This window comes from Devosia soli, from assembly GCF_000970455.1.
GTDB classification, from domain to species: Bacteria; Pseudomonadota; Alphaproteobacteria; order Rhizobiales; family Devosiaceae; genus Devosia; species Devosia soli.
This window is the reverse complement of the sequence record NZ_LAJG01000022.1, coordinates 122046-134503: the sequence shown is the minus strand read 5'-3', so window position 1 is coordinate 134503 and position 12458 is coordinate 122046. Positions and strand designations below refer to the sequence as shown.

The following is a 12458-nucleotide window of genomic DNA, read 5'->3' as shown; positions in this document are numbered from 1 at the left end:
GGGCCCAAAGATAAAGGCCGCCCCGAAGGCGGCCTCTTTTTACTTTGAGTGGAAAATGATCTGCCAGAGGGCAAGCGGATTGGTCTTGAGATAGCGGCCGAGGAGGCGCCGCGGCTCGAGCATGGCGCGATAGGCCCACTCCAGGCCGGCATCCTGCATCCACTTCGGCGCCCGGCTGTTCTTGCCCGAGAGAAAATCGAAGAGGCCGCCCGCCGTCTTGACGACGCCGACGCCGCGCATGCGTTCGATGTTACGCGCAACGAAAGCCTGTTCCTTGGGCACACCGAGGCAGACCCAAAGAATGTCGGGCTCGCTCTTGACGATTTCCGCGATTACCTCGGCTTCCTGCTCTTCGGTGAAATAGCCATCGCGGGCACCAGCAAAGATCAGGTTCGGATAGTCGCGGCGCATATTGGCGACAGCGCGGCGATTGATTTCGGCAGTCGCGCCAAGGAAGTAATACCGAACACCCGCCTTCTGGGCGAGGCGCGACACGGCGTGGACAAGGTCGGTTGTCGCCACACGTTCCTTGATCTCGTCGCTCGCAACAATGCCCGAAAGCCGCACCATGGGCATGCCGTCGGCATGGATCTGGTCTGCCTTAAGCAGCAGGTCCTTGAAGGCATTATCTTCTGAAGCAAGCGCAATCACCTGGCCATTGGCCGAGGTGGAATAAAACGGCAGGCTGTTCTGGCCGCGTGCATAAAGCGCCGTGCGCACCAGCATGCGGGCCGACTCTTCCATGCCGAGAACGGACACGGGAAGACCGCCGATGACGGTGGTCGGCTCTTCTATCGTGCTGCCCAGATATGTCAGGTCGAACGGACGCATTTACACGCCTCGGTTTGGGGTATCCCACTCCTTGCCACGACGGGCGACGCGATAAAACTGAACTCCGTAAACACCGCCAAGGGCAGGTTTATGAATTGGATTGCATTGAATCTATTTGGCTATTCGGCATCCATCCGTGCCAGGATCGAGGTCCAGAGCGACGCGATTTCGGCAGCGGCATCAAAAGCCTCTGCGCCTTGCTGGCGTGCGTCGAGCACTGCTTGTGCAACGGTTGCGACATCGGCATTTGCCGGCACAAGACGAAGAGCGCCGACAGCGATGAGGCGCTGGAAAAGGCCGTGATGATCAAGCGCTGCGGAGTAGGCCGGGGCGTTGACCACGACAGGTTTTCCAGAGAGCGCTGCCGCTAATACGCTGCCACGCCGCGCCGTCAGGCCTTCGGGAAAGAGGTAGCAGAAGACATCGACCTCGGCGAAAATCGCTGCTAGTTCGGCATCGGTATCGACATAGCCGGTCACCGTTGTCCGGTTGGCAAGATCGAGGCTGTGGACCGCTGCCTCAAAATCCTCCTCAACGCGATCCTGTCCCTTGATGAAGGAGCCGATGAAGACAACGCCGACGTCGTGACCTTCATCGATCAGGTGCGCTGCGACCTTGAGGACCACATCCGACTGCTTTTTGGGGTAGATCGAGCCGAATTGCGCAAGAATGAATCGGCCCATGCGCCTTTGCGCGGCAAGCGCCAAGCTGTGCTCGGTTGTCTCCGGGACTGCCGGAGACCCAATATTAGGCGGTATCGGCACGATCTGCCGCTTCCGGGTGGTGAAGCGAGCGAGCCGCGTCCCTGAGAATTCGTCGGCAATCTCGGGCGAGGAGAAGCAAAGCCGCGTTGCCAGCACCACCACCGGCGCCAGAACGATCCGCCGTTTCCAGTCGAGCGCGAGCCACTCGTGGAGGAAAACGACAACGTCTTTCCCCAAGACCCGCGTGGCCAGCGCGGCCAGGGCGGGGCTGAAGAGTTTTGGCTTCCATCCCACGATCGGGAAATTGAAGATCACGGCGTCGCGGTCCGCGAGTGCCTTTTGGAGCGCAACCAGGTCGCCATCGAGCACGTGGGTCTTCGCCCGATGGCCGAAATGCTGAGCCAGAAGCCGGGTAAAGGCTTCGACGCCGCAAAGCTCGGCCGCTTCGGAGATGAAAACGAGATAGCGTTGGTTCACGAAGGCCTTCCGAACTCCGCGCATCTGAGGTGCGGCGGGTAACCCAACCTTATAATCCGCCACGTTAACGTGCGCTTGCTGGCCTCTGGCCGTATTGCGGAGACGCACATGGCTGCCTCGATCTCGCTGATCACCCCGAGCTATTCGGGCGACTTTGATGCCTGTCAGTTGCTGTGCGAGAGCATTGATCGCTTCGTTACCGGCTTTGATATGCACTATATCGTCGTGGGCGACGAGGACCTGGCGCTGTTCGGGCCCCTTGCCGGCCCCAGGCGCCGGATCGTTCCCAATTCCGCATTATTGCCGAAAGCCTACCCAGTCGGCCGCTGGCGTGGCCGGCGGTATTGGTGGGCGCCTGGCTTCGGACTGCCGGTTTATGGCTGGCATCTGCAGCAGCTGCGCAAGATCGCGATGACGCTCAAGCAAGAGAGCGACTGGATCATGTGCGTCGATTCCGACAATTGCTTCTGTCGCCCATTCGATCTGTCCGAAGTGACACGCCGCAAGACGGTGCCGCATTTCGTGACGCCCAATGGGATCAAAGAGCATCAATCAAATCACGCCAGGTGGCTGGCCAACGCCTATTCACTGCTTGGCCTGCCGGAACCGAACATTCCCGGCGACGACTTCATCGGTCAAATGATCGTCTGGGAGGCAAAGGCGGCACACCAGATGGTCGAGCGGATCGAGACCGGCTCGGGCAGACCCTGGTGGTCGGCGATCGTCAGGAAGCGGCAGTTTTCCGAATATCTGATCTATGGCGCCGCCGTCGCTGGTGACCCGGAGATCGCCAAACGGCACGAGCGCATGACCTCTTCCTGGTGCAAGACCTATTGGGACGGTCCGGCGCTTGATGACTCTGGGCTCGTTGCCTTCATCGGACAGCTCGGACCAACCGAAAAGGCAATAGCCATACAATCCCATACCGGCACGCCAATCGAAGTGATCCGCCGGGTCGTCCTGAGCTAACGCTTGGCCTTATAAGGCGTGGGCAGCAGTCCAAGGCTTGCCATGATCCGGCCGATCGGCAGCAAGAATGGGTGACTGGCGCGTAGCCACGAGCCGGTCCTCACAAGCATTCCGAGGCCGCGGAGGACGCCGAGGCCAAGGCTCCCGGCATTTTTCGCCCAAACCAGGCCTGCGCTCATGTGCGAGCGATCGACGACATAGTTGATGCTGCCAGTGCGGATCGACCGTCGCGTCAGGAACTTGGCGGTCACGCGCTCGGCCGGGACGAATTCGTGGATCACTGCCTCTTCGCACCACCAGGTGGTAAAGCCCGCGAGCTTGCAGCGGGTGAAGAATTCCATGTCGCCGCCGCCAAGGAAATTGAAGCGAACGTCAAACGGCGGCTTGGGCATGGCTTCGAATACGCGACGATGGACGAGGCAATTGCCCGAGCCATGAATCTGGTCCACCTGGCGGGTGACGCCATCGATCGAGAAAAACAAGGGATGCCGTGACACAGCGTCCGACACAGGCACCTCGAAGCGGCGGATCACCGGGCCGCCGACAATATCGGCCTTTTCTTTTTCAGCCGTACTGACGATCGCTGAAAGCCAACCTGGCATGGCTTCCTCGTCATCATCGATCATCAGGAAGTAATCTGCCTCGGGAAATGCTGCCTGCGCCGCGGTGAAAGCCTGATTGATGGCGTAGCAGTTGCCCTGATTGGCTTCCGTCAGGACAAGATTGGGAACGGCGTCGGCCGAAAGAATGGCCCTTGCATGCTCCGCCCCCTCGGCCTTGGCTGCATCATTGTCGACGACGACGACGGCGAATGCAAAGTCGGTCTCCTGCTCTAGAACCGAGCGCACTGTCCGCTCAAGCCAATCTGGGCGGCGGAAGGTCGGGATGCAGACAACGGCTTTGATTGCGCGCGCAGGAGCTGACGACTTGCCGCTCTCCATCTTAATTCCTCACGACCGCGCCGGAGAATTGCATCGGCCCGCCAATCGGCTTTTCCACCAGATGGGCGTAGGCCTGCAAGCGCAGACCAAAGATTGCAAGCAGCATGGTAAACCAGATCGGACCACTATTGTCGAAGAACGGGCTCTCAAAGGAGCTCGAGAACAATGCGAACATCCAGATGCGCGTATAAAGTCGGGTCAAATCCGGATCAGCGCCGCGCTGGATGGCGAGCGAGGCGTGTCGCGCAGGCAGCAGGACAAGCCAGATGATGACGAGGAGGAGGAGTGGAATCCCGCCATTGATCAGCTGTTCGAGATAAGCGTTATGCGCGTTGGCCGCGGTCACGGCCCAGGTCGCAGCAGATTGATTGCCGTAGAAAAGCGCATCGGTTTGCCAGAACGACTGAAACCCATAGCCGGTAAATGGCCGCGCGCCGATCGCTCCGAGGGCCAGCTCCCATATGGAAGCGCGATCGGTAAAGGTCGCGTCGATCCCGAGCCCGCTGACGAAATCCTTGATCGCCGGCACGGCGACAACCGAAAGGATTGTTGCATTGAGAACGAATAGACCGCCAGCGACCAGGAGATAACGAAAGATGCCCGCTCTCTCGAACAGCCAGACGAGAATGAGAATGGCCGGCAGCATTGCTCCGGAAGTCTTGCCGCCCGAGTTGAGCAAGAAAATGCCGGCTAAAACTGCGAGCGCCAGCCCGGCCCAGTAAGACCGCGTCTTCATGAGATAAAGGCCGAAGAACACGGCGAAGGCCATAGCGGCGGACGCAACGTTCTTGTGTCCGAAATGGCCGCGCCAGTCTCCGGCAAGGGCGGTTTCAGCCGCATCTGTAGCTTGGTGTATGCCCCGCGCCGGCACAGCCAGGACGCCGAAATAGGAAAGCCCGACGGCAAAGAAGATGCAGAAGCCAACAAGCTTTGCAAACTGCGCATTGTCCCGGGGCAACAGCAAGACGGCGCTCGCCGAGAGCACGACCAGCGCCGAATAGATCGTTCGCCGCAGCGCGGCATCGGGTGTGTCGGAAAAAAGGATCGACATCGCAATCCAGAGAAAGACCAATGCAACCGGCCCGTAGGCGCGGAGCGCCAGCTCGCGCGCGGGATGGAAAAACAGCATGGTCAGCACAAGGAGCGACATGCCCAGAACGATGAGCTGATTGAAGGCATTGGAGCTCTCGCCATAGGCGGCGAGCTGGCTCGACGTAGTGGGGCTTGGGAGCGGATCGAGCCCGATCCAGAAGTAGCAAAAGACGACGACGAACAATGCCGATGCAAACCATCCGCCTTGCGGATTATAGGGTTCTGCATTGGGATCGGACACCATCGTCTCCATAAGGCCAGTCGTGGCCGCCGCCTCAAAGCCAAGTGGGGCGGGCTGGCGATAGGGTAAATCTGCCAGCAAAGTCTGGACAATTCCTTCATGAGAAACAGCAAATTAGCCCACCATTAACGGTGCGGCCCTTGGCTGCATGAGAAAGTGCGCCAATCCGGGTATTGTGCGGCGCGATGCTGGTAGTGTTGCCAGCCAGACCGATCGAAAAGAGCAGATTTATGCGCAGACGAGACTTTGTCCTCGGTGCACTCGGCGCTGGAGCCCTTTCATATGCGCAACCTGCAACGGCCCTGGCGCAACAAAGGCATCTTGCAATTCCATATGGCGCTGCCATCCGCGACGGTGTGATTGCCGAAGACCCGCTCTATGCTCAAGCGGTCATCGATTACTGCCAGGTGGTGGTGGGCGAGGGTAATCTCAAATGGGGGACTGTTCAGCCGGAGCGCGGCACCTTCGATTTTCAACTCGCCGACGATCTTCTCGCCTTTGCCACCAAGAATGGCATGGAAATGCGCGGCCACTGCCTGGTCTGGTATGCCGGAAACCCCGATTGGGTCGAGACTATCGCCAGCGCCGAAGAAGCGCGGACTGAAATGGTGCGCCACATCGAAACGGTGATGGGTCACTATAAGGGCCGGGTACGAAGCTGGGACGTTGTCAACGAACCGATTGCCGATGCCCCGACAACCGGTGCGGTCTATCGCGATTCCGTATGGCTCAAACATCTCGGGCCGGAATACGCCGATCTTGCGCTTCGCACGGCCGCAGCCGTTGATCCGGAAGCGCAACTGGTCATCAACGATTATGACTTCGAGCAATCGAGCGACAAGGGACGCGCCAAGCGCAAGGCCTTTCTCGATATGGTGCGCGGCCTGCAATCACGCGACGTGCCTCTTCACGCCGTAGGTTTGCAAGGCCATATTCAAGGCCAGATCCCGATCGACAAACCTGGCTTGACCGCCTTTGTCGCAGAGCTTGCCTCCATGGGACTTTCGGTGCTCGTCACCGAGCTTGACGTCATCGACAATCTCCTGCCTGGCGCTGAGCTCGAGCGCGACGGCATTATCGCCCAGCGCGCCAAGGACTATCTCGATGCAATCGCCGCCGCGAAGCGGCCAGATATGGTGCTGACCTGGGGAATTACCGACAAGCACACCTGGGTGCCGATTTGGTTCAGTCGGGACGATGGCCTGCCAAATAGGCCCTTGCCCCTTGATGCCGACTATAAGCCCAAGGCGCTCATGGACGTCATCCAAGATTTTTGCGCGGAATAACGGGAACGATGTTCCGCCAAGTCTCCATTTACATGATCGCCAACATCGTCTCGGCGCTGTTCGGCTTTGCATCGGTCGTGATCTTCACGCGCGTCCTCGCGCCTGAAGAATACGGCGTCTACATCGTCGGCTTCGGCATTGCCGCGATGATCTCGGCGCTCGCCTTCGGTTGGATCAAGGCATCGGTCGTGCCCTTCACCGCCGACGAGAGCGGCACCGATATTCGCGCCACTGCGGGGTCGGCTTTCCTTGCGCTGGCCCTTCTCGTTCCGGCCCTCTATTTCGGCATCGGCGCCTTCACGCCTGACGCGAAGAGTTATCTTCTCCCTGCGATCCTGCTCGCTTTCGGTATCGGGTTCTTCGAATTCTATCTGGAAATCTTTCGCGCCCGGCAGGCGACAGGCCCTTACCTCTGGGCCACCATCCTTCGCGCTGCGCTTGCGCTCGGGCTGTCGCTCATTCTCGTCATGCTCTTTAATTGGGGTGGCGTCGGCATCCTGAGCAGCATTGCCTTGTCCTACTTTCTCGCAGCCGCATTCTATTCGGTCCTGATCTGGCGCGGCCCGCGCCGGCCGTTCGATCGATCGCTGCTTCGCGCCATGCTCGCTTTCGGTATACCGATGACGCTTTCGGGCACGGTCTTCGTCTTCCAGAGCATGATCGACCGGCTCGTCGTGGCGAGTTTTCTCGGCGAACACGCGGCCGGACTTTATGGTGCCTCCGCCGACCTCGTCCGGCAGATCCTGCTTTTTCCTGGCGTCGCAATCGGAACAGCCGTCGCCCCGATCGCCATCAGGCTGATGGCGAAGAACGACGCCCAGGCAGTCGATCGACATATGGTGGACAGCACGGAGCTGCTCCTTGCCGTTCTGGCGCCAGCCATTGCGGGGCTTGCCATCGTCGCGCCGAAGCTCGCCGCTCTGGTTCTGGGCGAAGACTTCCGGCTCGACGCCGGCCAGCTAATCCCGATCGTCGCCTTTGCCTGGCTTTTCCGCTCGGTTTCCTACCAGCTGCTGCATGTGAGCTTTCAGATCCAGAAAAAGGCCGGGCTCATGTTGGCCCAGGGCATTGCCATATGTCTTATCAGTGCTGCCTGCCTTTATGCTTTGGTCCCGGCCTTTGGGCTAATAGGAGCTGCCTGGTCAATCGTAATTTCGGAGGCCTTCGGCGTCGTTATCGGTTATGCCTTGAGCCGGCTTGCCTACCCGTTGCCAATCGACGCCAGACCTGTAATCAAGGTCGGGCTCGCAACGCTTGGCATGGCCCTACCGACCTTTTTCCTTGATCGCGCTTTGCCGGGGCAAGGCCCTGTCGAAATCGCGCTGCCTATTCTTGCCGGCATCGTCCTTTACGCGGCAGCCGTATTCGGGCTCGATATTGCCGGTATTCGCACGCGCCTTCGCGCCCGCAGCGGAACGGTGCCCGCGGCCTGATCGCGGAATAGCTAAAATTATACCTTTTGACCAAAGGGTCCCTCAACCCTCTTTCGAGATTGGCTGCGCCGCGCCCCAACTAAGCCCTTCCCATTAGCCGAAATTAACAGGTTGGGCCGCTAGGTTTATCCCGTTCAGAGCAGCATTCCGGGTGGAAAAACTCTGATCGCAAGCTCCGCGAAGGGAGCGAAACAGAGGCGCCGAAAGACGCCGTGTTGGGCAGGGTGCGATATGAACATCAGAGTGCAGAACAGCAAGGAACTGCCACTGGCAGTAGACCTAGACGGCACGCTTATTTCGGCGGACCTGCTTTGGGAAGGCGTGTTTCAACTTCTCAAGAAAAACCCGCTCTTTGTCTTCATGCTTCCGGTCTGGCTGCTGCAGGGCAAGGCACACCTCAAGGCCGAGATCGCGCGCCGCATCGATTTCGACGCAAGCCTCCTGCCCTATCGCCAGGAATTTCTCGCCTTTCTGCAGGCTGAAAAAGCCGGCGGCCGCGAGCTGGTGCTGGTGACCGCGGCAGCGGCGCCTTTTGCCAAGGCAGTGGCGGCCCATCTCGGCATCTTCAACGCCGTCTATTCCTCGAGCGATACGGTCAACCTCGCGCATGGGCGCAAGGCCGATCGGCTCGTCGAACTCTTCGGTGCCGGCGGCTTCGACTATGCCGGCAATGATCGCGCCGATATTCCGGTTTTCGACAAAGCCCGTGCCGCCATCGTCGTGGCGCCGGACGCGACCGCCAACCGCTATCAACGCCGCACCTCTTCGCAACGCTTCGAACGGACGAAGCCGAGCCTTAAAACCTATATCAAGATGCTGCGGGTGCATCAGTGGCTGAAGAACCTTCTGGTTTTCGCCCCGGCGGTGCTGGCGCACCAGATCACAAATCCAATGGTGCTGTTGCCTTCCCTGATCGCTTTCATCGCCTTTTGTGCCGCAGCGTCCTCGATCTATATTGTCAACGACATCCTCGACCTACCGCTTGATCGCCAGCACGCGACAAAGCGCAATCGGCCTTTCGCCAATGGCACGCTGAGCATTCCGTTTGGTCTTGCCGTTTCGGGCGGATTGATGGCGATAGCGGTTGCCTGCTGCTTCTTCCTGCCGCCGGTCTTCGCTCTCGTCATCGGCCTCTACATTGCGTCGACGACGGCTTACTCGCTCGCCGTCAAGCGGATGCTGCTGATCGACGTCCTATGCCTTGCCGGGCTCTACAGTCTGCGCATCATCGGCGGCAAGGCCGCAGCTGACCTGCCGCTTTCGTTCTGGCTTATCGCCTTCTCGATGTTCTTCTTCCTCTCGCTGGCGCTCGTGAAGCGCTATGTGGAGCTGCAGACATCCAAGACCAGCGAGCGTGATCGGATTGCCGGCCGTGGCTATCGTCCCGAGGATATCTCGATCGTGGGAACCGCGGGCATCGCCTCGGCTTTCACTGCCACGCTCGTCCTCTCACTCTATATCCAGAGCCAGGAGATCATCGGCTACTATTCCTCGCCCTGGCTGATCTGGCCGCTCGTCCCCATCGTCCTCTACATCATCATCCGCATCTGGATCCTCGCTTATCGGCGCGAGCTTCACGACGACCCGGTCGTCTTCATCGCCACCGACTGGCGCAGCCAGATGTTTGTGATGTTCGGCGTTGCGCTGATGGTTGCCGGGAGCTTCATGTGATGGCGGCCTTCGACAGCTTTGGCCGCGTCGCGCGCCATCCTCGGCAGGCAACGACCCTCGAAGTGGCAATCGCCTCTTTCGAGAAAGGCACCGGGCCAACCATACTGCCGTTCGGCAATGGCAAATCCTATGGCGATACCTGCCACAACGATGCCGGCCTGCTCGTGCCGATGCGGAGCCGCCGCGCCATCCTCGGCTTTGACACGGACACGGGCCTCCTGACGGCAGAAGCCGGCGCGACGCTCGAAGAGGTCATCGCCCATGCCGCCCCGCATGGCTATTTCCTGCCGGTGACGCCCGGCACGCGCTATGTAACGCTCGGCGGCGCCATCGCCAATGACGTGCATGGCAAGAACCACCACCTGCGCGGCACCTTCGGCTGCCATGTCGCGAACCTGACGCTGCTGCGCTCGGACGGGATCACCTATACCTGCTCGCCACGCGAGAACTCGGACCTCTTTGAGGCAACCATCGGCGGCATGGGCCTGACGGGACTTATCCTTTCTGCCAGCCTCCGGTTGATGAAGGTTGGCTCGCTCGATGTGATCGAAGAGATCACACCATTCTCCGGGCTCGAGAGCTATTTCGACCTGGCCGAAGAGGCCGACGCCAAAAACGAATATGCGGTCGCCTGGATCGACCAGCTTTCGGGCAGCAACCGGGGGGTGCTATTGACCGGCAATCACGCCGGCAATGGCAATTTCGCAACCGAGGAGAAGGCGACACGGCTCTCCGTGCCGTTCGAAATGCCCTTCTCGATGCTCAATGGCGTAAGCCTCAGCGGCTTCAACTTCGCCTATTTCCACGCAAAGGCCCGCAAAAGCGGACCGCACCCAAGTTCCTATGGAAACTTCTTTTATCCGCTGGACGCGGTCGGCAACTGGAATCGCCTTTACGGCCCCAAGGGTCTTCATCAGCATCAAAGCGTGATCCCGTTCGAGGCGGCAAGGACGGCCATTCCGGCCATGCTCGAGGCCAGCCGCAAAGCCGGGCAGGCTTCATTTCTTACGGTGCTGAAGCGCTTCGGCGCGACGCCGTCGCCTGGCGTTCTTTCCTTCCCAAGGCCCGGCTACACCCTGACCATGGATTTTTCCAACCGCGGCGTTGCAACGCTCAACCTTCTCGCGACGCTTGACCGGTTGACGGTCGAAGCCGGCGGCCGCGTCAATCCATACAAGGATCAGCGCATGAGCCCCGAGACCTTTGCCGCTGGGTTCCCCGATTGGCAGGCGCTCGAGCGCCATCGCGATCCACGCTTCCTTTCCGACTTCTGGCGACGCACGGCGCTCGCCCTTTCCCATCACACACCGGCGCTGGCCGCCGAGTAGAGGACAAAAATGGCTTACCTTCCCTTCATCCTCTTCACCGTCTTCACCAATGCGGCCGCCCAGCTCATGCTCAAGGCCGGCATGAGTTCGATGGGGTCGATCAGCTTTACGGCCGATACCGCCATCCTGCGCATCTTCCAGATCGTCTTCAACCCTTGGGTCTTTGCCGGGCTGACGACCTTCGTCATCTCCATGGCCTCGCACCTTTATGTGCTCTCCAAGGTAGATATCTCCTTCGCCTATCCCTTCCTCAGCCTGGCCTATGTGGCCGTCGCCATCTTCGCCTGGCTCGTTTTCAAGGAAGACTTGGGTGCCCTCAAGATCGCCGGCATCGCGCTCATCTGCGTCGGCACGGTGCTGATCGCCCAAGGCGGAACGGCTCATCATGACGCGACCGAAACGGTCGCCAGCCTCGATCAGGTCCGGACCTGATCCTTACCCACGAACACAACACACTTTGGAATGGGACAGATCATGAGACACATCATTTTCGGCGGTGACGGTTTCGTCGGGCGGCACCTGGCGCCACGCCTTGCCAACGAAGGCCATGAGGTAGTCGTCGCCGATATCGTTAAATCCGACCTGCCGCATTATCGTGACGTGCGCTTCGTCAAGACCGATGTGACGAGCGAAGTCTCGATCCGCGAGCTCGGGATCAAGCCCGACGACATGGTCTATAATCTCTCGGCGAAAATGCTTTCGCCGATCCAGGTGCGCGCCAAGCGCCACGATTTCTTCTTCCCGGTGAACTATTACGGCACAGAAAACATCATCCGCGCCATGGATGCGGCCGGGGCCAATCGCCTCGTCCATTTCACGACGGACATGGTCTATGGCCACACCTATACCTGGCCGCAAAAAGAGGACCATCCCTGCGCTCCTCTGGGCGAATATGGTCTTTCCAAATACAAGACCGAGCTTCTCGCCGCCGATTGGCGCCAGCGCGGCATGAACATCACCATGTTCCGCCCCCGCCTCATCATCGGCCCAGGCCGCCTCGGCATCCTCGCCAAACTTTTCAAGCTGATCGACATGAGCCTGCCGGTGCCCATGATCGGCTCGGGCAAAAACCCCTATCAGTTCATCTCGGTCTTCGATTGCGCTTCGGCCGCGCACGCTGCCTTTACCGCCGGCGTCCCGAACGAAGTCTATAATCTCGGCTCGCTCAATCCCCCAACGACGCGCCAGCTTCTCACCAAGCTGATCAAGCACGCCGGCTCACGCTCGCTGCTCGTCCCCACCCCCGGCTGGGCCGTCAAGCGCACGCTCGATTTGCTTGATCTTCTCAACATGCCGATCATGGATCCAGAGCAATATCTGATCGCCGACGAGATGTGCATTCTCGATGTCTCTAAGGGCGAACGCGAACTCGGCTGGGTCCCGCAATATCGCGACGAAGACATGCTCATCGCCGCCTATACCGAATACCGCAAGAAACTGGCCGGCAACGAGCCCGCCGCCATCACTCAATCCAAGGCCGCGTGA

At 59.9% G+C, this 12458-nt stretch carries 11 protein-coding genes; 7 read left to right on the top strand and 4 right to left on the bottom strand.

Translation table 11 applies throughout. The features are described from left to right. Positions 1-39: 39 nt before the first annotated feature. On the bottom strand, positions 40-831 hold the full coding sequence (locus tag VW35_RS11500) for a WecB/TagA/CpsF family glycosyltransferase (RefSeq protein WP_046143198.1): 792 nt from the start codon (positions 829-831) through the stop codon (positions 40-42). 119 nt (positions 832-950) lie between these two features. Beyond that, entirely contained in the window at positions 951-2012 is a 1062-nt protein-coding gene (locus tag VW35_RS11495) for a glycosyltransferase (protein ID WP_244465886.1), read from the bottom strand. 108 nt (positions 2013-2120) lie between these two features. On the opposite strand from VW35_RS11495, the gene VW35_RS11490 reads away from it, so the two are divergent. Continuing rightward, positions 2121-2981, top strand: a complete 861-nt coding sequence (locus VW35_RS11490) for a DUF6492 family protein (protein ID WP_046143196.1) — start codon at positions 2121-2123, stop codon at positions 2979-2981. On the opposite strand, the gene VW35_RS11485 is transcribed toward VW35_RS11490, so the two are convergent. Then, complete coding sequence (locus VW35_RS11485; RefSeq protein ID WP_046143195.1) at positions 2978-3922, bottom strand: glycosyltransferase family 2 protein; 945 nt, start codon at positions 3920-3922, stop codon at positions 2978-2980. The genes VW35_RS11490 and VW35_RS11485 overlap by 4 nt on opposite strands. A gap of 1 nt (position 3923) precedes the next feature. Next, complete coding sequence (locus VW35_RS11480; protein ID WP_244465885.1) at positions 3924-5255, bottom strand: O-antigen ligase family protein; 1332 nt, start codon at positions 5253-5255, stop codon at positions 3924-3926. A gap of 230 nt (positions 5256-5485) precedes the next feature. On the opposite strand from VW35_RS11480, the gene VW35_RS11475 reads away from it, so the two are divergent. The 6 genes from VW35_RS11475 to VW35_RS11450 all read left to right on the top strand — a co-directional run bounded on the left by VW35_RS11475 (position 5486) and on the right by VW35_RS11450 (position 12458). Then, positions 5486-6541: an endo-1,4-beta-xylanase gene (locus tag VW35_RS11475; protein ID WP_046143194.1), complete on the top strand. Its 1056-nt coding sequence runs from the start codon at positions 5486-5488 to the stop codon at positions 6539-6541. 8 nt (positions 6542-6549) lie between these two features. Continuing rightward, positions 6550-7974, top strand: coding sequence for an oligosaccharide flippase family protein (locus VW35_RS11470; protein WP_046143193.1), 1425 nt, complete (start codon positions 6550-6552; stop codon positions 7972-7974). Positions 7975-8205: 231 nt separating this feature from the next. Continuing rightward, positions 8206-9645, top strand: coding sequence for a UbiA family prenyltransferase (locus tag VW35_RS11465; RefSeq protein WP_046143192.1), 1440 nt, complete (start codon positions 8206-8208; stop codon positions 9643-9645). After that, positions 9642-10973 (top strand): FAD-binding oxidoreductase, encoded by a 1332-nt coding sequence (locus VW35_RS11460; RefSeq protein WP_152662568.1) that lies wholly within the window; start codon positions 9642-9644, stop codon positions 10971-10973. The genes VW35_RS11465 and VW35_RS11460 overlap by 4 nt, the downstream gene beginning before the upstream one ends. A gap of 9 nt (positions 10974-10982) precedes the next feature. Further along, the gene (locus VW35_RS11455; protein WP_046143190.1) at positions 10983-11405 is read left to right on the top strand and encodes an EamA family transporter; all 423 of its coding nucleotides are present in this window, start codon (positions 10983-10985) and stop codon (positions 11403-11405) included. Positions 11406-11447: 42 nt separating this feature from the next. Continuing rightward, positions 11448-12458 carry an NAD-dependent epimerase/dehydratase family protein gene (locus tag VW35_RS11450; protein ID WP_046143350.1) on the top strand — a complete coding sequence of 337 codons (1011 nt, stop codon included), beginning with the start codon at positions 11448-11450 and terminating at the stop codon, positions 12456-12458.

Coding starts and splice junctions, on each gene's coding strand:
- VW35_RS11500 (WP_046143198.1), bottom strand. CDS start 831: ATGCGTCCGTTCGACCTGACATATCTGGGCAGCACGATAGAAGAGCCG.
- VW35_RS11490 (WP_046143196.1), top strand. CDS start 2,121: ATGGCTGCCTCGATCTCGCTGATCACCCCGAGCTATTCGGGCGACTTT.
- VW35_RS11485 (WP_046143195.1), bottom strand. CDS start 3,922: ATGGAGAGCGGCAAGTCGTCAGCTCCTGCGCGCGCAATCAAAGCCGTT.
- VW35_RS11475 (WP_046143194.1), top strand. CDS start 5,486: ATGCGCAGACGAGACTTTGTCCTCGGTGCACTCGGCGCTGGAGCCCTT.
- VW35_RS11470 (WP_046143193.1), top strand. CDS start 6,550: ATGTTCCGCCAAGTCTCCATTTACATGATCGCCAACATCGTCTCGGCG.
- VW35_RS11465 (WP_046143192.1), top strand. CDS start 8,206: ATGAACATCAGAGTGCAGAACAGCAAGGAACTGCCACTGGCAGTAGAC.
- VW35_RS11455 (WP_046143190.1), top strand. CDS start 10,983: ATGGCTTACCTTCCCTTCATCCTCTTCACCGTCTTCACCAATGCGGCC.
- VW35_RS11450 (WP_046143350.1), top strand. CDS start 11,448: ATGAGACACATCATTTTCGGCGGTGACGGTTTCGTCGGGCGGCACCTG.